The sequence below is a fragment of the Dyadobacter sp. CY351 genome (assembly GCF_021502625.1).
GTDB classification, from domain to species: Bacteria; Bacteroidota; Bacteroidia; order Cytophagales; family Spirosomataceae; genus Dyadobacter; species Dyadobacter chenhuakuii.
In genome coordinates this window covers 113673-135323 of sequence record NZ_JAKFFU010000015.1, presented here as the reverse complement: position 1 = coordinate 135323, position 21651 = coordinate 113673, and the positions used below count along the sequence as shown (strand labels likewise).

At 47.0% G+C, this 21651-nt stretch carries 17 protein-coding genes; 4 read left to right on the top strand and 13 right to left on the bottom strand.

Annotation, left to right across the window (positions count from 1 at the left end; translation table 11 throughout):
- Nucleotides 1–44: 44 nt before the first annotated feature.
- Nucleotides 45–422 (top strand): DUF423 domain-containing protein, encoded by a 378-nt coding sequence (locus L0660_RS24340; RefSeq protein WP_235161767.1) that lies wholly within the window; start codon nt 45–47, stop codon nt 420–422.
- 15 nt (nt 423–437) lie between these two features.
- Here the strand turns inward: L0660_RS24340 and rodA are convergent, their stop codons facing one another.
- From rodA to L0660_RS24300, 8 genes are all read right to left on the bottom strand, one after another.
- Nucleotides 438–1721: a rod shape-determining protein RodA gene (gene rodA / locus L0660_RS24335; protein WP_233796231.1), complete on the bottom strand. Its 1284-nt coding sequence runs from the start codon at nt 1719–1721 to the stop codon at nt 438–440.
- Between the two features lie 13 nt (nt 1722–1734).
- On the bottom strand, nt 1735–3660 hold the full coding sequence (gene mrdA, locus L0660_RS24330; RefSeq protein ID WP_233796230.1) for a penicillin-binding protein 2: 1926 nt from the start codon (nt 3658–3660) through the stop codon (nt 1735–1737).
- 118 nt (nt 3661–3778) lie between these two features.
- A complete protein-coding gene (locus tag L0660_RS24325; RefSeq protein ID WP_255710864.1) occupies nt 3779–5308 on the bottom strand; it encodes an NFACT RNA binding domain-containing protein in 1530 nt (509 codons plus the stop codon).
- Between the two features lie 78 nt (nt 5309–5386).
- Entirely contained in the window at nt 5387–6469 is a 1083-nt protein-coding gene (locus L0660_RS24320; RefSeq protein WP_235161765.1) for a PLP-dependent cysteine synthase family protein, read from the bottom strand.
- 152 nt (nt 6470–6621) lie between these two features.
- On the bottom strand, nt 6622–8196 hold the full coding sequence (locus L0660_RS24315; RefSeq protein ID WP_233796227.1) for a DHA2 family efflux MFS transporter permease subunit: 1575 nt from the start codon (nt 8194–8196) through the stop codon (nt 6622–6624).
- Between the two features lie 32 nt (nt 8197–8228).
- Nucleotides 8229–9338 (bottom strand): HlyD family secretion protein, encoded by a 1110-nt coding sequence (locus tag L0660_RS24310; RefSeq protein WP_235161764.1) that lies wholly within the window; start codon nt 9336–9338, stop codon nt 8229–8231.
- A gap of 15 nt (nt 9339–9353) precedes the next feature.
- Nucleotides 9354–10688 carry a TolC family protein gene (locus L0660_RS24305; RefSeq protein WP_235161763.1) on the bottom strand — a complete coding sequence of 445 codons (1335 nt, stop codon included), beginning with the start codon at nt 10686–10688 and terminating at the stop codon, nt 9354–9356.
- Complete coding sequence (locus L0660_RS24300; RefSeq protein ID WP_235161762.1) at nt 10666–11310, bottom strand: TetR/AcrR family transcriptional regulator; 645 nt, start codon at nt 11308–11310, stop codon at nt 10666–10668. Before L0660_RS24300 ends, L0660_RS24305 begins: the two co-directional genes overlap by 23 nt.
- Nucleotides 11311–11592: 282 nt before the next feature.
- Here L0660_RS24300 and L0660_RS24295 point away from each other — a divergent pair, with 282 nt between their 5' ends.
- A complete protein-coding gene (locus L0660_RS24295) occupies nt 11593–14763 on the top strand; it encodes a zinc-dependent metalloprotease (RefSeq protein ID WP_235161761.1) in 3171 nt (1056 codons plus the stop codon).
- Between the two features lie 2 nt (nt 14764–14765).
- Here the strand turns inward: L0660_RS24295 and ruvC are convergent, their stop codons facing one another.
- On the bottom strand, nt 14766–15350 hold the full coding sequence (gene ruvC, locus L0660_RS24290; RefSeq protein WP_051350151.1) for a crossover junction endodeoxyribonuclease RuvC: 585 nt from the start codon (nt 15348–15350) through the stop codon (nt 14766–14768).
- A gap of 7 nt (nt 15351–15357) precedes the next feature.
- On the opposite strand from ruvC, the gene L0660_RS24285 reads away from it, so the two are divergent.
- Together L0660_RS24285 and L0660_RS24280 are read left to right on the top strand one after the other, a co-directional pair.
- Nucleotides 15358–16377 carry a lysylphosphatidylglycerol synthase transmembrane domain-containing protein gene (locus L0660_RS24285; protein ID WP_235161760.1) on the top strand — a complete coding sequence of 340 codons (1020 nt, stop codon included), beginning with the start codon at nt 15358–15360 and terminating at the stop codon, nt 16375–16377.
- 4 nt (nt 16378–16381) lie between these two features.
- On the top strand, nt 16382–17533 hold the full coding sequence (locus L0660_RS24280) for a glycosyltransferase (protein ID WP_235161759.1): 1152 nt from the start codon (nt 16382–16384) through the stop codon (nt 17531–17533).
- 97 nt (nt 17534–17630) lie between these two features.
- On the opposite strand, the gene L0660_RS24275 is transcribed toward L0660_RS24280, so the two are convergent.
- The 4 genes from L0660_RS24275 to L0660_RS24260 form a co-directional block, all read right to left on the bottom strand.
- Nucleotides 17631–18767 (bottom strand): FAD-dependent monooxygenase, encoded by a 1137-nt coding sequence (locus tag L0660_RS24275; RefSeq protein ID WP_235161758.1) that lies wholly within the window; start codon nt 18765–18767, stop codon nt 17631–17633.
- A gap of 21 nt (nt 18768–18788) precedes the next feature.
- On the bottom strand, nt 18789–19502 hold the full coding sequence (locus L0660_RS24270) for a T9SS type A sorting domain-containing protein (protein WP_235161757.1): 714 nt from the start codon (nt 19500–19502) through the stop codon (nt 18789–18791).
- The gene (locus L0660_RS24265) at nt 19499–21049 is read right to left on the bottom strand and encodes a tail fiber domain-containing protein (RefSeq protein WP_235161756.1); all 1551 of its coding nucleotides are present in this window, start codon (nt 21047–21049) and stop codon (nt 19499–19501) included. Before L0660_RS24265 ends, L0660_RS24270 begins: the two co-directional genes overlap by 4 nt.
- 160 nt (nt 21050–21209) lie before the next feature.
- Entirely contained in the window at nt 21210–21626 is a 417-nt protein-coding gene (locus L0660_RS24260) for a DKNYY domain-containing protein (protein ID WP_235161755.1), read from the bottom strand.
- Between the last annotated feature and the right edge of the window lie 25 nt (nt 21627–21651).

Genomic DNA, 21651 nt, shown 5'->3' with positions numbered 1-21651 from the left:
AGCGCGGACCTCATTTTCAATTATCCAGATTAATACAAAATACTATGAAATTCATGATTCAGGCCGGTGGAATTTTGGGTGCGCTTGCGGTTGCCCTGGGCGCATTCGGGGCACATGCATTGAAGGGAATGCTCGAAGCATCCGGCAGGAGTGAAACTTTTGAAACAGCCGTAAAATACCAGTTTTACCACGCCATAGCCATGGTTTTGGTAGGATTGCTTATGCAACGGGCAGGCACAGATGCTATCAAATTACTAGGTTGGTCGGGCAATGCATTCGCCATCGGCGTAATCATTTTTTCAGGCTCGCTTTACGCCATTTGCTTCACCGGCATCACCAAATTTGGCGCCACCGCGCCTATTGGAGGCGTGGCGTTGATAGTGGGTTGGGTGTTGCTGATTTTAGCGGCGGGGAAAATTTAATCATTCAAAATTATTTCACCCCCGCGACAAAGTAAACGGACGCTGCGCGTCGATTTTCAGGAATACAAAAAGCAGTATTGAGAATGACCAGAGTGAGGAACCGCCGTAACTGAAAAAGGGCAGCGGGATCCCGATTACGGGCATCAGCCCGATTGTCATGCCGACATTGACCATGAAGTGGAAGAAAATGATCCCGGCCACGCAATAGCCATACACCCGCGCGAAACGGCTTCGCTGTCGTTCTGCGAGCACGACAAGCCTGGCGATTAATGAAACAAAAAGCACAACAACGACTGCCGAGCCGATAAAGCCGTGCTCCTCGCCTACTGTACAGAATATAAAGTCAGTGCTTTGCTCGGGTACGAAGTCGAATTTAGTCTGCGTTCCCTGCAAAAAGCCTTTCCCCGAAAATCCGCCTGAGCCGATTGCAATCTTGGATTGGATTACGTTCCAGCCAATGCCGCGCGGATCGGAATCAGGATCCAGAAGAACCATAATACGGCCTCTCTGGTGTTTTTGAAGGACATTATTCATAAAAAAGTCCACCCCGAACACGATCCCGATCATGACAAATGCAATAATGATCGTGGCCCAAAGTCCACCCCGCCTACGCGTCATCACCGGCATCAGCCAGATTGCCAGACCTGCAATCACAATGATCACCGCTGCGATATACCACTTCACAAAAAGCAATGTAATGATCAGCAAAGCCGCCGTAACCATCCCGATAGCCGGAATAAATCCGGGCATTCCCTCACGGTAAAGCACGATGGCAAATGAAGCAAAAACGAGCATAGAGCCCGTTTCATTAGACAAAAGGATCAGAAATGCAGGCAGTGCAATGATTCCCATAATGGGATAATAATCTTTGAGCTTGCGCGTAAGGCTGATCGCCGGATCACTCAGATATTTGGAAATCGCCAGACTGATCGCCAGCTTGGAAAATTCCGCAGGTTGAAGCGAAAAAGCGCCAAATTTGATCCAGGAGCGCGATCCATTAATGTTGGACCCGGCAAACAAGACGACAATCAGCAGGAAAACAATAACCGCATATATAATGAAAGAAAAAGTCTCGTAAAATTTGTAATCAATTACCAGAATACAAATGATCAGCACGGCTGCGGTCCCGATCCACATCAGCTGCTTTCCAGCATTGTTCCCCAAATCGAACATGCTCATATTCACCTCCGGGTTGTAAACGGCCGCGTAAATGTTCACCCAGCCAATCCCCAGACAAGCGATGTAGATAAGCACCACCATCCAGTCAACATTCTTCGTTATGGGCTTATTTTCAGCCATTTTAAGTCTTTGGTTATTGTTTCTTAGGTGCAGTGACTGACTTCGTAATCGGTATTTTTTTAGCCGAATCCGCAGTGATCAGCTTTTTCTTTAACGAATCGACTGAGATCGGTTTTTTCTGTCCGGGCAGGATTACTTTGCTCATCAAGTCGGCTTTGAACATCCGTTCTTCCAGTGCTTTATTGGTAACCTTCCTGGTCAGATATTTCTCAATGATAAGGTTAGCGATCGGCGCTGCTGCCGAACCTCCTGCTCCTGCATTTTCAACAAATACAGCGATTGCGATTTTTGGGTTTTCAACCGGCGCGAAGGCTATGAAGATCGAGTGGTCATCCCCGCGTTTGTTCTGCGAAGTCCCGGTCTTACCTGCAATGGTAATCCCCTCAACACGCGACCGGCGGGCCGTTCCGCCTTCCACCGCGCCGATCATTCCTTCAATAACCGGATCAAAATTGTGGGCATCAACGCCCGTCTCATGTCTTACCAAAAATTCAGGGTTCACTTTTTTCGCATCACCAATGCCATGGATCACGTGCGGGGTATAGAAATAACCTTTGTTCGCAATGATCGCGGCCACATTGGCCATTTTTAACGGCGTGATCAGCAACTCGCCTTCGCCAATGCTCAGGGAATAAATGTTGGAGAATTTCCAGCGATATTCGCCATAGAAGCGGTCATAGTATTTTTTATTTGGCAAGTTCCCCTTGTATTCACTCGGAAGGTCAATCCCCAACCTTTGTCCAATCCCAAATTTACTGATCGCATCATGCCATGCGTCCAGCCCGACGGCCGAGGCTTTGAATGTATTTTGAATGTTGTTTTTATAAATAATTCTCCTGAAAACATTGTAAAAATACGGGTTACAAGAGTGCATAACGCCCAAGGCGACGGTTCCGGTTGCCGGGTGATTGTGGCAGCCCACCGGGCAGTTGGCATGCGTAAAACCACTTTCCGGCGTGATCACACCTTCCTGCAAACCGATCAAAGCCTGGATCAACTTGAATGTAGACCCCGGACGGTAACTCGCCATAACCGGTCTGTTGAAGAGTGGTTTATAAGGGTTTCGCGCCAGTGCAGCATAGTTTTTGGAAAAATAGCGGCTTGCCAGAATGTTCGGATCATAAGTCGGCGCGGAAACCATGGAAATGATCTGCCCCGTCTTCGGCTCAATCGCTACAACGCTACCCACTTTGTTAACCATCAGACTATCTGCATATTGCTGCACCTCCAGGTCGATTCCCGAATAGAGATTGTCGCCCGCAACGGCCATCGTGTCCAGCTCGCCGCCTTTCCACGGACCTTTGTAAACGCCGCTCACATTCTGCATCACGAACTTCGTTCCGCGTTTACCACGCAGTTCATTTTCATAAATTTTCTCGATCCCGCTCTGTCCAATGTAGTCGCTCTGGCGGTAGTAAGGCTCTTCCTGCTTTTCCAGCTGGCCTCTCGTGATCTCACTCACATAACCCAGCGTGTTCGCAAGTGTAGGCGCTGTATACGTACGCAGGGAGCTTTTAGCAAATTCAAAACCCGAATAATCGACCATAATGTCCTGAATAGAGGCAAAATCCTCTTTGGACAACTGGCGAAGAAACAAGGATGGTTTTACTCGGCTATATGCGCTTGCGGCGTTCATTAAGCTGTCAAAATCGCGGCGCTCTATGCCCAAAACCTGGCAAAAACGCAGCGTATCGTCGACTCTCGCCTTGTAAGGCGTGACCAATAAATCATAAACGGGCGTGTTATAAACGATGAGCTTTCCTGTGCGATCGTAAATCTGGCCCCGGAAGGGAATTTCGATAACGCGCTTAATGGAGTTGCTGGACGATTCGATGGAATAACTTTCGTCCAGAACCTGCAAGTAGAAAAGTCGAAATAAGTAGATGAGACCTACTAACGCAAAAAAACCAATGATGACAAAGCGACGACTTTCAAGCATTCTGCACTAAAATTCCTGTTCTCAATTTTCACACGAAGTTCGTCATATCGCAAGACTTATCAAAGCCCGTTTTCGGGATTCACGCACTAAAAACTTGATTTTAAAAAGAATAAATCGCCTATTCCCCTTTCGCCTCCACCATCACCACACTTTCCTTATCAATCACCACGGCGCCCTCCGGCAAGCCCTTTGGTTTACGCACAAATTTCTTGGGCGTGTAGATCACCGGGCACAGCGAATCGTTCTTTCTTTTGGAATAAAAAGCCGCTAATTCGGCTGCCCGCTCGATTACTAATGCCGGAAAATTGCGTCCAGGCTGGTTTTTGACGACCACATGCGAGCCGGTAACGTCCTTAGCATGCAGCCAAAGGTCGTCTTTGGAAGCAAATTGTTTGGTCAACACATCATTGTTCTTCGCATTGCGGCCGATCAGGATGGTGTAACCCATGAATTCCACTTTTTTAAAAAGATCCGTGGCCGTTGCAACGGCTTTTGTCTGGTCGAGGCCATGGGTTTTAATGTAACCCCGCAGTTCCCGCAAGGACTCGATTGCTTCAATTGCAGTTAAATGTCTGGCCAGATTCTGACGCTCCGTTTCCCTGGCGGCGAGGCTGTCGTTCAGTCTGCCTAATTCTATTTTCTCATTTTTAGCCTTTCTGTAATAACCTTCTGCGTTTTTCTGGGCGGTAAGATCCTTTTTGAGCTTAATAGTGATGGGCTGGTCGCGGTAGAAATCGAAGAGTTCTATTTTTTCGGTGCGCTCGGGAATGGCGTGGAGATGGGCCATGATAATGTTACCAATCTCATCATTCTTGGTGGCTTCTTCCAGCTCGACGAGTTTTTTAAATGTATTTTCTAAATAATTATCCGTCTGCGAAAGCCTTTTTTTCAGCATGCGAATGATGTCCGCCTTTTCCTTCTCAATACCGCTTAGCCGGATATAGGCCAGATAAAAACCATTCAGCGCCTCAATAGGATCATTATATTCGGAAACAATGTCGCCAGCGGGCAAAAGTGAAAGCGTCGGAACGAGCTCGATTTTAGTTAAATAATAAGGCGGCGCATTCAGTTTCGTTAGTGTCTGCTGAATAATGTTCCACTTCTCTGCGGCATCATTTAAACCACTTATTTTTTCTGTCAAATAAGCATTTACCAGCTTTCCGAATGTTGGAAATAAGGTTTCGAAACGCTCATTATTCTGGATAAATGCTTCGTAAGTCTGGTCAATGTCGCGGTTGAGTGATTCGGATGTGATCGATTTATCCGCCGGAAGTTTGTTATTAAAAAGCTGTGTGGCAGCGCCTGCTTCATTCAACGCAATCAGATTAGACCGGTTACCGAAAAGCTTGAAGACCAGCTTTTTACCATCCTGAAAACTAATCTGAATTGCGCGTTCATTTAAATAAACCTGAACAAGATCTACTTTTTGATTTTGAAAATCAGTGAAAAGATTAACGCTATTTCGGCGTGCCCGATCGAAACTATCCGGGAAGCTCAGGCAAGCGAAATTGGATCTTAATGTGGCTTTGATAAAAAATGGGGCAACCAGATTTTCGTCGCTCACGGAAGAGTCGAACACGAGGATAATTTCGTCTTTTTCCTGACTGAAAGCTTCAATAAAGGTTTTTCCGGCCAGTTGCTGATGCAAGGCCGGGGCAAGCTGTTTTAAGAAATAATAATTCTGGTGCACGTCATTTCGGATAATTCAGCGCAAAAGTAGGCACTTTTAACATAACCCGGTTACGCTGGCCAATCGCCGCTCCTCTTCCTGAACCGCATCGAGGAAACCATTTTTCGACAGCCATGCATCATTATAGTAAGTGTCCTGGTAACGCTCACCCGAGTCGCAGATCAGCGTGACGATCGAACCTTTCAAATCCTGCTCCTTCATTTCCTGCGCCAGTTGCAGTGCGCCCCAGAAATTAGTCCCCGTGGAACCGCCTACCCTTCTGTTCAAGAGTTTGGACAATGTTTTCATCGCTGCAAAACTCGCCGCATCCGGCACGCGGATCATATGGTCCACCACGGTTGCAATAAAAGAAGGCTCCACCCTCGGCCGGCCAATGCCCTCAATCCGTGATCCAAAATCGCTGCAAACGCCCGGATCATTGGTTTGCCAGCAATCGTAAAAAACTGAATTTTCCGGGTCCACCACACAAATCCGGCTCGCATAACGCTCGTAACGCACATAACGGCCCAATGTCGCCGAAGTCCCGCCAGTTCCCGCGCCTACAACGATCCAGGTCGGGACCGGGTGCGCTTCAAACTGCATTTGCCGGAAAATCGATTCCGCAATGTTGTTGTTCCCCCGCCAGTCGGTTGCCCGTTCCGCATAAGTGAATTGGTCCATAAAATGACCATTATTTTCCTCTGCAACGCGCCTGGAAACGTCATAAACCTCGGCAGGATGGTTTACAAAATGACATTTCCCGCCATAAAATTCAATTGCCTGCACCTTGTCCTGGCTTGTCGTTTTAGGCATTACCGCAATGAATGGCAAACCCAGTAACCGCGCAAAATAGGCTTCCGAAACCGCAGTAGAGCCACTCGATGCCTCCACAACCGTCGTCCCCTCATGAATCCAGCCATTACAAAGCCCATACAAAAACAGCGACCGCGACAACCGGTGCTTCAAGCTCCCCGAAGGATGCGTCGATTCGTCCTTAAAATAAAAATCAACCCCTTCAAAAGCAGGCAATTGCAAAGGAATCAAATGCGTATCCGCCGACCGCTGATAATCCGCCTCAATCTTGGTAATGGCAGCGGTTACCCAGTTAGTAGCAGGCGGGAGTGTGTTTGTTGGATGCACGGCAAATGTTTTAATGAATTGGCAAATAAAAACATTAATTATCGGAAACGGCAAACGAGCTTCGCACGTGCCTGATTTGATATACCCCCAAAAAAAAGAGAAGCTTCCCAAACCCGGGAAGCTTCTGCAATATTACCACTACACTTGAAATCTTAATGTACAGATGATGGATCAACCTTGGTTTTGCCGCTTTTGGTCCAGAGTACGAAGGGGACGCAGATGAGGAACATGAGTCCCAGATAAAGAAACACGTCCATGTAGGACATTACCTGCGCCTGTTTTGTGACCGTATAGTCCAGGATCTTGTAACCGCTTTTCAGCGCCACATCCGCTGGCATTCCCTTGGCCATAAATGATTGTTTCAAACCTTCGACACGCTGCATGACAGACGGATTATTGATGTCCAGCTTGCTCACAAGATCATTACGGTGCAGCATATTCTGGCGGGCCAGGTAAGTTGTGATCACCGCCACGCCAAACGAACCGCCCAGCTGCCGCATCATTCCGGTAAATGCGGCTCCTTCACCGATTTCCCTTCCTTTTAATGTCGATAAGGCTAATGTTGTTATTGGCACGAATAGTAATCCTAAGCCAATTCCACGCACGATCAGCATGTTAAAAAACGCATCTTTTCCGGTGTCGGGCGTAAGAATGAGGTAACCCCAGTAACTGTATATAAAGAAGAAGACCATCCCGGCCGAAACCAGATATTGCTGCTTCACACCGCGCTGAATGAGCTGACCCACAATGGGCATCATCATGGCCGTAACAATCGCCGCGGGCACCATCAACATCCCCGATTGCGTCGCCGTCCAGCCTAATGTAGCCTGCGTGTACAAAGGAATGATGAAAGTTGAACCATATAATCCGAACCCGAGAATGAAGGATAAAATGGTTCCGACGCGCAGGTTTCCATTCGCTAAAACGCGGAGGTTAACGATCGGATTTTTATAAGTCCATTCTCGCCAGATAAAGAAAAAGAAGCCAAAAACAGAGGTTACCGTTAACAGAATGATGATTTCGTCATTGAACCAGTCTTCTTCCTGCCCTTTTTCCAACACATATTGGAGCGAACCTACGGCAACGGCCAGCAGCACAATGCCCCAGTAATCGATTTCATTCGCTGCTTTCTTTTGCGAAAACCTTGGACTTCTAACAAATTGCAAAGTCAGCATGGCGGCAATGATGCCGAGCGGAATGTTGATGTAAAAAATGTACGGCCAGCTGTAATGATCCACAATGTAACCTCCTAGCGGCGGGCCCAATGTTGGACCCACGATCACACCCAGACCGTAAATGGCCTGCGCGATCCCGCGCTTTTCGGGCGGGTAACTTTCGGTGATCAGTGTTTGTGCGGTTACGAGCAATGCGCCGCCGCCTAATCCTTGTATCAATCTGAAAAATACAAGTTCCCAGATGTTGTTCGCATTGCCGCAAAGAAAGGAGGCAACCGTAAAAATAATGATCGAAGCGGCAAAGTAATTCCGGCGGCCAAACTGCTGCGAAAGCCAGCTGGTCATGGGCACAATGATCACATTACCAATGGCATAAGCCGTAATAACCCAGCTCACTTCGGATAATGTACCGCCCAGGTTTCCCCGCATGTCGTTGAGCGCCACATTGACAATGGTGGTGTCAACGATTTCGAGCAACGCGCACAGTACAGCTGTTATCGTAATGATGACCCTGCGGAAACCATATTCGACGAGTGATTCCTGTAATTCCATTTAATTTGGGTTTAAGGTCAGTGTGCTGATCCTTAGTTCAATTCCACATCCACGAACACGTTCATGCCCGGTCTCAATTTTGCTATACGCTGGTCGTTTGGCTGGGTGAATTCAATTCTTACCGGCAGACGCTGCACCACTTTTACAAAGTTTCCACTTGCATTATCAGGAGGAAGCAAAGCGAATCTTGCGCCTGTTGCTGGCGAGAATGAAGCCACTTTTGCTTCAAATTCATGATCCGGATAAGCATCCACATGGATTTTCACGTGTTGTCCTAATTTCATTTTGGTCAACTGCGTCTCTTTGAAGTTCGCTACAACCCAGGGCTCCGTAGTGGAGATAATGCTGAACAGCGACTGACCGGCCTGTAAAAACTGGCCCACCTGCGCATTCACTTTCGAAACGCGGCCATCTGTTGGTGCCGTAATGACTGTGTAAGAAAGGTTTAGCTCTGCATTGGCAATCTCTGCCTGGCGTGCCTTAATGTTTGCATTGGCAACATTGGTTTGCACGGAAGTTGCCCGAGTCTGGCTTCCTGCTGCTTTTGCCTGACGTTCCGCTGCGTTTTTCTGCGCCACCAAAACAGCCAGCTGACGCTCCGCTTTTTGTTTCGTTGCAGAAGCCTGCTCATATTCCTGCTGCGTGATCGAATGGTCTTTGATCAGATTTTCGTAACGCGTAAAATCCTGATTTGCCCGCCATACATTCACTTTCGCCTCTTCAATCTGCGCTTCTACAATCGACACATTCGCCTGATACGTGATGCCGCTTGCCTGCGATGCATTCGTGGTTGCATTGGCTACGACCAAACTTCCCTGCGATCCCGCCAGTCCGGCTTTCGCCTGTTCCAGCTTGATCAGCTGATCGCGGTTGTCAAGCACGATTAATGTGTCGCCTTTTTTAACGGTTTGGTTGTCCTTTACTTTAATTTCTGTTACATAACCTGATATCCTGGGAATTACAGGGCTAATGTTCGCATCGATCTGCGCATCATCAGTTTCTTCGTGGTGCAATCCGTGGTTGTATTTGTTAAAACCCCACGTTCCGCCGATCGCAATCAGCACGCAAAGAATGATCACGAATGTGTAGCTTTTCTTTTTTGGAGCTTCCTCTGTTTCCAATGTATTTTGTCTGGTTTCCATTTCTGATGTTGAATTTTAATTAATCACTCCGGCTGATTGTTCTAGTTTTTTGTAGGCTACGATAGCGTCGGCCTTGGCGGCTTCGTAGTTGATGCGGGATTGCACCTGGGCCACGTCTGCATCGAGTAATTCTGTGGTGGTTACCAGGCTGTTATCGTATTTATTTTTAGTAATCCGGTAATTTTCATTGGCTTGCTCCACCGCCTTGGCGTACACATCGATTTTTCTTTTGCTTAAAACATAATTATAATAAGCCGTGTTGACTTCCAGGTGAATGCGGTCCAGGAGGATCTGCTCATTCGTTTTCAGCTGATAAACTCTCGTTTTGGCCTGCTCCATTTTTGCACCCGATTTCCAAAGCGAACCAATGTCATAACGTACGCCAATCCCCGCATTCATCGCATTTGGGATCGTGGCGACACCTGGAATGCTGAGCGCCACATAACCGGCGGTTAAGGCCACATTGGGATAAAAATCCGCCCTAACAACCTTGATATCCGAGTTTGCTGCCTTCTGACGGATGCCATTTGCGGCAATATCTTTGCGGTGAGAAATGGCCGTTTGCTCCCACTCCGTCGCGATGCCTTCCTCCTTCAATGTGATAAAACTGGCCGAATCCGCTGCAAGCACCGTGTTTTCAGGCATACCCAGCAGGAGGTTCATATTAATGGTTGTGACTTTCAGATCGTTTTCCGCGTCCAGCAAGGCAAGCTCAATGTTCGATTCCTGTAATTTGGCTTTCATCAAATCGTTTCTGGCCAGCATTCCGTTTTTTTCACGGTTTGTAAATTCCGCTACGCGCTCACGTTCCCGCAACAGGTTCTCTGCAACCAGATCCACCGATTTTTTTGCTTTGTACAAATTGCTATACGCTGCCACGGTGTTCTGGATCACGGCATCCCGGTCGTTTTCGGCGTCCAGCTTAGCTGCCTGTTCCAGGTAATGTGCTGATTCCAAGCCATATTTAAATCGGAAACCTGAAAAAATCGGAAGAGATGCGCTCGCCATTCCGTACATTACCTGGTGCACTTCGGGAGAACTTGTTTGCGTGCTGTCGTTCCCGTTCCTGGGTAATTTGAGGTTAATGTTCGGAGAATTCAATCTCAGGTAAGATCCCGAAACGCTCAGACTAGGCAACTGATTCTCCCGGATCTGCTTAATACTCAGACCGGCAAGGTCCACGTTGGTCTGACTTAGTTTGAGCTGTTTGCTGTTTTGTAAACTCATTTCAATCGCTTCTTCCAGCGTCAACTTGCGCTGTTCCTGGGCGAACGAATGAGCGGTTGCGGCGAGCCAGAACACGCTGGCGATCGCAAAAACCATTCTTTTAGTCCTGGTTGTGGTGTTCATTAGTTACTGTTGATTTAAATAAACTTTTTAAGTGCTGGCTTAACTTTCTTCTCAGATGCGTCTGAAATTCAGCCTCTTCCATGTCTTCCAGACCATTGATACGCTTGTAAAATTCTTGTGTGGCGATTGCGTAATTGATCGTCCCATATAATGTTGTGGTCATCAGGCTGAGGTCAATGTTCTTGCGAAATGCGCCCTGGGCTTGTCCTTCCTCGATCAGCTTCTGCATCAATTGAATATTGCGCATTTTTAAAGTCCTGATATGCTCCGAAATGGTGGGCGTGCGTTCCGAGGAAAGCTGCTCGCGCATCATAATGTTGTGAAAGCATTGGTTTCCCATCAGGCGGTCAATAGCACTGTCTATCAGGATGTTGATTTTCTGAATGGGGATTAGATCTTCGTTACTCAGCAAGGTTTCCATCCGCGAGCGGGACTCACCCATCCGCATTGCAAAAAGTGCCTCGATCAGTTTTTCCTTGGATCCGAAATAATAGGAGATCATCGACACATTCACATTGGCCTCCTGCGCGATGTCCCGCACCGAAGTTCCCGCAAACCCTTTGTCGGCGAACAGGCGTTCAGCGACTTCTATAATTTGTATTTGCTTTGTGTTATATTCCATTTAAATGACTCATTAACAGTTGTTAGTATTAGCTATCCGATAATGATGATGCAAATTTACGCTGGCTCAAAACAAAAATCAAACGCTTGTTTGATTTTACTAAACAAACGTTTGATTAGTAAAATGAAATGTTGCTTTAATACCATTAAAATTTTTTTAATCTCGGGGAAAAGCCGGTTGCAACGAAATTGATGGGAACATTGTCCTATTTTTAAGGCAAACGGGCACATGAAAACATCCGTTTGTTCCGCAGGCCTGCGTTTTGGCAAAACTCCTCGTTCCATGAAAATACTTTTTACCAAAAACCTTGGGCTGATCCTTCTTTTTCTGGCAGCTTGTAATGTAGCCTTGGCTCAGCAAAGTCTTCCAGTCTGTGGCACAAATGATTCATTATCAGCATCCCGGCTTCAAAAATTCGCTCGCGTAAAAGACCTCACCCGCGCCAGAACGGCCAATGAGCAAAAACTGGAATACAGGCTCGCCCTCGACATTAATTATAAAACATATATGCTCTACGACGGAGATAAGACCCTGATTACAAGGCGCGCCGTCGAATTCATCAATCGTGCCTCCGCTATTTTCGAGCGGGATATTAATGTGAAACTGACCATCACGTCAATCCTGATCTGGGACAAACCCGAGCCGTATGCCCTGGATGAGGATTTTCAGTATTATGGCAATGTTCAGAATTACTGGGCATCCAACCGAAATGACGAGAGGGACGCAGTGGTGAGCCTTTCGAGCCGGGATGGCTGGTTTTATGGCGGCTATCGCATGTGTTCTTCCAATTTTCCAAGGCCCGAAATGCCTGACCTTGCCGTAGACCTACTTTGTCATGAGCTTGGGCACACATTAGGCTCTCCGCATACGCATAACTGCTCGTGGCCAGGAGGCCCGATCGACCGCTGTACGACTTTGGAAGGTTCGAATTCGGAGTGCGAAGAAGGCTATCAGGAATCTGTCAATGGTTCTCTGATGTCCTATTGCCGGTCTGTTTTGCGTTTTCACCCTTTGTGCCAGAACCTGATGCGGAATTATGCCGAGGGCAATATGGATGGAAATTTCAGACTAAATGCCATTCAGGCAAACCCGAACGCGCCGGATTCACTGATCGTTTATGAGGATGACGCTCAAAACGCCTCAAATACGCCTTCATTTCGCTGGAAAACACCTTTTGGTGTAGACCAATATCGCTTCCAGATTGCCAGCGATGCTGCTTTCACCAACATTGTGGAGGACACATTGATTGCCCAGTCACATTTCACATCCGCCGGGCAAGGCGAAGGATCTTATTTTGCGCGAGTAGGCACCGGGCAGATTCCAAAAGCTGTATTATGGTCGCCTACATTGCCATTTTCTATCTCGTCGTTTAACCAAAAATCTGCTTCACCGCTCTTAATGAATGCTTTATGGAGAAATGATGGATTATTTTCCGGGCGTTTACAGCAATACGAGGGCATCGAATCCTATCAGATTGAAATGATTGATAAGAACCAGAATGATCGTGTTATCTATCATGATTTCCCCGTTACCAGCCGAAAAATCCAGCATTTCAACATTATACTCAGGCCCAGCGGCTCCGAACGATATGCCGTTCGGCTTCGGGTGAAAAAGAACAATGTATTCAGCCAATGGACTGATGCCCAGTATTTCTTCCCACCATGGAACACCACGTTGTTGCCCGCTACAAATCTTTCCAATACAGCAGCGAAGCCCATTATCGCCGTTTCGACGCTCATCTCATCCATGCACACCGGGTTTTGGCAGAGCATTGAGATTGCCAGTGACGCTGCATTCAAAAATGTTATTTTCAAAGATTCCATTGCGCTCAGCGAAATGAACGGTGCTTTTGCCAACAAGGGTGTTTTTCAACCCGGCTTACAGGAAAACCAGGCTTATGTTGGTCGGACCAGAGCGCAGTATATGCCTGGTATTTTCACTGCCTGGAAAAGTTTCGAAATAAAAACCAATTGGGATGATTCGCGATTTGAATTCCTGGGCGTGGTTTCCAAAAACCTGCTTTCTACTTCAAATGGATATGGTGTGCTGAAAAACCGTTTTTATAATGCCGGTGATAAACTGTACGTCTACGAATTCAGCAACGGCTTTTATACAACGAAAGACCTCAAAACCTGGCAAGCCAGCACCATAGCAACGACAAAAGGCAAGAGCCCGAACACCATCCATTTTTTCGGCGCCAGATGGGATGACGTTTTCGCAATGAGCTTCAATGCAATGCTCAGACGCAAGGTCGACGGAACATATGACAGAAGTTTTGCAAACGAAAAGTTTTTCTCGGACGAATTGTCGCCGCTTGTGATCACCGCTTCAACGGGTATATTTTTCAAAACATTTGACCGCGGCGTCGGGCGGTTCCTGAATGGCGAATGGACATTTTACGGCCAGGATGTCCTTGGCAGCAATCACGTGATTTGCGTTGCAGCGGATGCCGCGGATAATGTATGGGCGGTGATGGAGGGTGGGCTGGTTTATTCATTTAAAGATAATCATTGGGCTCCGCAGCCTCATTTGAACGGTTATCCAGGCATTGCAGGCATTGTTTTTGACAGCCAGCAGAGTCTTTTTGCCTATGGTGAATGGGGTGTTTCGAAGCTGAGAAAAAATTCCGAAACCTGGGAGCCGCTCTTCTCATTGCCAGGTTACATGATCCGAAAAATCATTTTTGACAAAAACAATCAAATGTGGGCGGCTGCTTACGGTTATCCCGATCAGAATTACGAGCCGCATGCATTGATCAAATATAAAGACCAAAAAACAACCGCTTATGCCGATGGCCTGAATATACTGAAAGAGCCGTTTGACATTACTATTTTTAATGATAAGCTGTTGATTCTTACAACCGGAGGCGAAATCCACTCGTTTCAGGAAAACGAGTTCCAGCGCTTCCAGCCCAAAGCATCCTACGATGCCGGCGAAGAAATAACCGTGACGCTGACCACAAACACGACTTTTGGAAAAAATAACGAAACCACCTTTGTCCTGCGCAACACCGCCAACAACGCAATCACAAAAATTACCGGCGTGAACATGACGGACAGGGCTTACACCCTAACGATTCCAGCAGACATTATGGGCGGCACTTACCAGCTGAGAACCGCAACCACAGAACCGGAAGTGACTAGCAATGAAAGTGTTGCATTCAAAATCATGGCATCTCCCAATGCTAACAGGCCTGATGAAGTTACTTTGATGCAGAATGTTCCTAACCCAGCTGGTGCGAGCACGGACATTGCTTTTTTCCTCCCCGCCGACGAACAGATGACATTGACTCTATTTAATGTTAAAGGTCAAAAAATCAAATTATTAGCAGACGGCAAATTTCCTGCGGGCTGGCACATTGCGAAGCTTGACGGGCAGTTGCTTCCATCGGGGATTTACATTTATCAGCTCAAAGCCGGCAATGTGACGAAAACACTGAGAATGGTACGCTGAGGTTATTTAACGCGTTGCGGATTCTCGCTTACAAACGCGCCCCAGCCGCCTTTTTTGGATTTTTTGGAAGAGCCGGTTGAAACAGAAGCAGGTGAATTGGCGTGATATTGGTGGCAAATGGCAATCGCGATTCCGTCGGTGGCGTCCATGAATTCTCGGCTCAGTTCCATGTTCAGAATTTTTTCCAGCATATAGGCAACCTGCTCCTTGGAAGCGCTTCCGCTGCCTGTCACCGACTGCTTCACCTTTTTGGGAGAATATTCGACGATCGGAATGTCCCTGGCGAGAGCGGCGGCCATCGCCACGCCTTGCGCTCGGCCAAGTTTGAGCATGGATTGCGGATTTTTGCCGTAAAATGGATCTTCAATCGCCATTTCATCGGGCAGATATTCCTCGATGAGCTGGGTGATGCGCTCAAAGATTTTCTTTAACTTCAACTCGTGCGTAGTATATTTGCTCAGATGAATCACACCATATTGAACCAAAGTAATGTGCTGGCCTTTCACCGAAATCACCCCGTAACCCATCACCTGGGTGCCGGGATCCACTCCAATAATCACTTTTTCGGTAGCGTCGGTTTGCTGCATTTTAATCATGGTGCAAGATAAGGAACTCTCCCCTGCCAAAGAAAAAAGAAACCTGCAAAACCTCCTCTGGCTGGGCAAGCTCATCATCACGCTCCTGATCCTGAGTTACATCTACAAAACATTCCGGAATGAGCAAAAAGGCATTGGCGACGTCGGCGCTGTTTTTCATGATATCCTTGTGATTGATCATTTCCCGATCTTGTTTTTTATGCTGCTGCTGGTGCCTGTCAACTGGGCGCTGGAAAGTTTGAAATGGCAGAAACTGGCCAAAAAAGTGGTTGATATCAGCTTCCGGGACGCATTTCGGGGCACATTAACCGGCCTTGCATTTGGCGTTGCGGCCCCGGCGCAGCTTGGCGACACCATCGGGCGCGTGGCTGCATTGAAGTCGGACCGGCGGCTGGAAGCGATTGGGGCGGCGATTGTTTCCAATGGCATTCAGTTTTACATTTCCGTGGTGGCCGGAGCGGTGGGCTGGCTGCATTTGCAGGAAAAAATAGGGCTTTCTTTGCAAAGCAAACAGGTGATTAATGTAGTCCTTGCCGTGGTGATTATTTCCGGGATTTTGGTTATACAGTTCCGCAAACCACTCACCGACTGGCATCCGAGGCGCAAAGTTTTCCAGAAAATGCACACTTATCTTCGCATTATCGGCAATTACGCTGCATGGGATATTGGTGTTTCTACGTTATATGGGTCGCTGCGTTACGCCGTGTTCCTGAGCCAGTTCGTCCTGGCGCTATCCCTTTTCAACTTTCCCGTTCCTGCGCTTGAACTCGCCTCTGCGGTTTCGTTGATTTTTCTGGCCAAAACGCTGATCCCGGCTATCAATGTGCTGGGTGATCTGGGACTGAGGGAATTCACTGCTTTGCTGGTTTTTAAACAATATCATTTGCCTGCGGACGAGATTATCGCGGCAACTTTTTTGGTTTGGATACTCAATGTGCTCGGACCGATCCTGATCGGGATTTTCCTGATCTGGAAATATAAATGGAGTAAGATGAAATTTTCAGGCTCCAATAACTAATTCAATGACAACCCATTATATAAATTCCTGGCTGATTCCCCTACTCTGGCTCGTCATTTTGAGTTACTCTGTCTTTACATTCATTCTTACCTTTTTCTGGAATCGGATCAAGCCATCGGGTGTTTTTAAGTTTGATAAACGGATCTTTATCACGGTCATTGTCCCGGTGCGGAATGAGGAGGATAACATTGGTTTGCTGCTCAATGATCTGGATAAGCAACATTTCCCGCATGAGCAATTCGAAGTGCTCATCATGGACGACAACTCCACCGACCGGACGGCTACCATCGTTCAGGCGCTGGCTGCCAAATCGCAGGTCAACCTTCATCTGATCACGCTGCCCGACACGGCTACGACCTCTCCCAAAAAGCGGTCGATTGAAACGGCCATATCACGTGCAAAAGGCAACTTAATCGTCACCACCGACGGCGATTGCCGCGTAGAATCGGGATGGTTACAGTCTATTGCAGCCTGTTATGCGGCCACAAATGCTAAGTTAATCAGCGCACCGGTCACCTTTTCTGAGGAAACAACGCTTACCGATCATTTACAGACTGTGGAATTCGCAAGCCTTATCGGCAGCGGCGCGAGTGCCATTGCGGCTGGCTATCCTTCCTTATGCAACGGGGCGAACCTTGCTTACGAAAAGAATGCGTTTATTGAAGTCGATGGATTTGAAGGCGTGCGGCACATTGCCTCGGGTGACGATGAATTTTTGATGCACAAAATCGCAGCCAAATATCCGAAAGGGGTTCATTTCTTAAAAGATCCAAGGGCGACTGTGACGACGAAGGCGCATGATAACTGGCAGGCTTTCTTCCGGCAGCGGAAGCGCTGGGCGAGTAAGTGGAAACATTATCAAAGCAAAACGCCTCTGTTGCTTGCTATTTACATTTTCGCTTGTAATTTTTCGCTGATCGTAAGCGGATTGCTTTTTGCGTTCGGACTAGTTGATGGCTACTTTTTTCTAAGCTTGTTATCTGCCAAATGCTTGCCGGAGTGGCTTTTTCTCGGCTCCGTTTTGACTTTCCTTAAAAAGCAGAAATCGATTCTCTACATTCCAATCACACAGATTATTTATCCTTTTTATGTGTGCTTTTTCGGGCTGGCAGCGCAGAAGCCGGCGTATGAGTGGAAAGGGAGGAAGTTGGTTTGAATAAAAAAATCACTTTTGGAGTGGCATTTGGCGAGGAATAATTAAGCTCGAAAACCAACATACGCACACAATGCAATTTTATAAGGATGTTTTGCATTCAAATTTTCAACGAAGTAACGTCTTGCAGAAAGTATTTGTCGATTACTTTCAGCGTAATCGATTGAGGTGCTACGGCCATGGCCATATTTCTTAAGAAAACGGCCACGCTATTTTCCCACTGTCCCATTTTCCCTAACATCAGGCTGTCGTCAACAATTGATTTTGCCCGCGGAAACTGGATCGATTCATATAGTTGGAATGCTGTGTCTGTAATGCCATATTTTCTCATGATCTCACCTAATAAGTAAGCCCCTTCAATAGCAAGACACCCGCCTTGCCCCAGATTGGGCGTAGTCGGGTGTGCTGCGTCGCCTATTAATGTGCAATTTCCCCTGCTCCAACCCCTGACGGGAATCCTGTCCGACAGGCTATCTTTAACGATGTAGTCACTTTTGGCAATCAACTCTGAAATGGGATGGTGCCAGTAACCAAAGAGCCTTTGTAACTTTGGCTTGGTTCCTTCGGGCTCATCATCGGCCATAAATTTTTCGTTCGATGTAGCCCACCAGCCGTATCGCCCGTCCGGGAGCGGGACGATGCCTACCCGTTTACCTTTTCCATAACTTTCGCTCGCGTAATGAATTTCTGAGTTGGACGCTGCAATGCCGCGCCACATATTATAACCCCGAAAAACCGGCTTCCCATCATTCATAATGCCCTGCCTCACAACAGAATTGATCCCATCGGCTCCTATCAGGGCATCGAACATCCTAGAGTCACCATTATTAAAAGTGAGTTTCACTTTTCCATCACCCGTGCTTTCAAAAGATTCCAATGTATGATTGGGATAAAATGTCGCTTCCGCATGTTTAAGTAGGATTGCGTAAAGATCTGTGCGAAGCATCCCGAGGGCTGGAAGCTGATAACGCGGCTCGGTCTGGGCGAGAATTCTCCCATCATCTGTTTTCATAAAAATCCTGGTGATTGCACTGCCTATTCCCACGACTTCCGGCAACAGTCCAAGCTGCTTCAATACCCGCAGTGCGTTGGGGAATAAACTGATTGCCACGCCGATCTCACTAAACTCCGGATTTTTTTCAAATATATGGCACTTAAAACGTGAACCTTTCAGGCAAATAGCCAGGGTTAAACCTGCAATTCCGCCACCGATGATCGCAATGTCCTTTGTGTGCATTGGGTTTGGGCTGTTAGTTTCTTAATTTTTTATGATCTTCTCCGACTGCACAGTGCCGTCATTCCTCGTAATGCTGATGATGTAAACGCCGGAAGGATATTTCTTAAAATCAATCTCCTTCCCGGCCATATCCCGCAGTTGCGCGTAGTTAAACTCCGCTACTTTCGCGCCTGACACATTTATAATTTTAAGATTTTCCAATGAAGGCCAATCCCTGGCATTAATCGAAAGCCTGTCTACAACCGGGTTTGGATGAAACGTAAGGCCCCCCTCACCTCCGTAATGCACGTTACGCATGCGGCTATACGCATAAGTTCCATCCTGATCCACCATTTTCAACCGGTAAAGGTTATCGCCTTTCACGGGGCTGCTGTGCTCGAATGCATAAGTCCTTGTCGCATTGCTCTCTCCAACAGCCTTCACCCGACCGATCTCGCTCCAATACTTACCATTAATGCTGTGCTGGATTTCGAAATGGTCGCTATTGGTTTCCTCGGAAGTGCTCCAAGTGACTGAAACTACTAGTTCATCTGTTAGCATACATTTAAAATCAATAAGTTTAACAGGTAACGCCGACATCGCTTCCGGCGTCAAACTTCCCAGAACCCAAGTGACGCTCACTCCGCCGCCGGCAGAAGTGTTGGACGCACCATAGATGCCGGAGGGGGAAATAGATTGGGCGCTCGCCATTACTCCTGACAAGCATACCCCGGATAACATTAAAAGTCTCTTCATTTTGCAGCAGATTTTGTTGTCCTGGAATTTGCTCCGCTATTAATACTCGCTTCCAGCAACTCCAACCGCTTACCCATCTCCCGCATACCTTCTAGTTCTTTGCGTAAAACTGCAATCTCATCCGTCTTACTTTTCAATTCCTTCACCGACTCGATCAGGTGTGGCACCAAACCAATGTAGTTGACCGATTTAAAACCATCTTTATTCGTCGAAACCAATTCAGGAAAAACCTGCTCCACTTCCTGAGCAATCAAACCAGTTTGCAGCGTCTGGTCCTTTGTTTTGTCTTCCCAATTGTAATGGTAACCTTGCAAGCTATTTACTTTTCCGAGGCTGCTTTTAAATGGTTTAATGTTTGTTTTTAGGCGACGGTCGGAGGTTTGGATCAGGCTGCCATTCAAGTAACCGTTGCCTAAATCATTTACCCAAAACCGCCAACCACCACTGATAAAAAGCCCTATCTCGTTGTCCTTCTTCATTCCGACAAAACCCTCCGCACTTTTTTGAGATGCATCTAAATAAATGCCGGCAGTTTCACTGCCTTTGTGCTTTAAGCGAACTCGGCCTCCTATATCTAACAGATAATATGGAGTTAGGACATTGTTACCGATCCCAATCTCTCCCGTTCTAAGTACTGTCATGGCATTGGAACGAGATATGTCTCCGGAACCGTTACCTATCTGAAATATTCTATCATTTTGGTTTGCCCCAATCCCGATTGGATTATCCGAAACATCGTTGTAGGCACCTACTACCAAGCCTGAAAACACTTTCGCTATTACTGACTTTCCTAGTGCAAACGAGTAGCTGCCTTGTGCTTGCGCTGCATCCCCAAAGGCAAAAGATGAAACACCAGTAGCAATTACGTCACGGCCAATAGTAATAGAATAGTTAGCCTCGGCAGAAGAATTATATCCTAGCGCAAAGGAGTTAATACCAATCTTAGAATCATCCAAGTAAGTCGCGGCGCCAAAATGACCTATTCTCAGCGCAGCCTTCCTCGGATACCAAATCATTCTCGCGCCAGCTCCGGAATTAACAAGCTGAGCTCCTGACCCAAGGTCTCCTTTTAAAACTATCGGATCATCATTTTGTAATCGGCTAGCTTCTTCCGCATGCAGCGCAAAAGGTACGCTTAGTAATTGGGTTGAACCTAAATCAACAAAGTTATTGCCTCCATCAGAATCAATTTCAACCTGTAAAAAGTAAAGGTCTGACTTCCAATCCACAGCAGTCAAATCCCCGCCTGCACTTCCAATAGCAATATTGAAGATCCCGATAGAATTCGTCACGACGGAATGCTCCTCTTCAAATACTGTATTGCCAGAAGGAGTTTTTTTGTGAATCGCAACGTGAAGCTTAACATTAGAATTCGCAACAATCTTCCCAGCCGCGTCCCGGGCTACTCCTTGAAAGCTGAACTGCTGCGGTGCCTGAGCTTGGGAAAGCAGCGAACATAGCAATAGTAAAGCCACGGCAATCGGTCTTAAATAATTCGGAAAGACTTTCCCCGCCCGCATGTGTAAGTGTAGAGTCCTGTTTCTCATAGTTTAATCTGTTTTTTAGCATGATGAATGTGCATGGCCTGGGGCGATGCCCTTATTTGAGCCTAACGTTCTGTATTAATCCGCAGAGATGAAAAATCCAATGAGCAAGAGGTGAGATTGAGTTATCTAAGGGTGAGATTTACGGTGAGCGGAAAGCGTGTTAATTTTCATTCTCCGGATCGTTTGGGAGCACCCGTGTTTGGTCGTAAAAATGGTTTTTGTCCTCGCCACTATATTGCCCCGTCGCTTTGAAAGAGCCGGGGTCGGCACCGGGCACAGTATATCCCCGATAGTATACTTGTTTATGGTCACGGGCATAATAAGAACTGCTTACATAGCCGGGAACATCGGTGTCCAGCCGTACGATTTCAAATGTTGCCGCATCCACATTGACCAGCTCCTTGATCGAGTCATTCATTAATCCACCATAATAATAGACCCTGTGATCTCTAATGTGGTAGCCCGCGGGTGTGAGCGCTCCGGGCTTGAAAACACCTTTTTTATACGAACATCCAATGCATTTTGAACAAACCCATACAAGACAAATAACCACCAATATGCCAAGCAGATATCTCATTTCTTCATAAAAGTTAGATGAATCA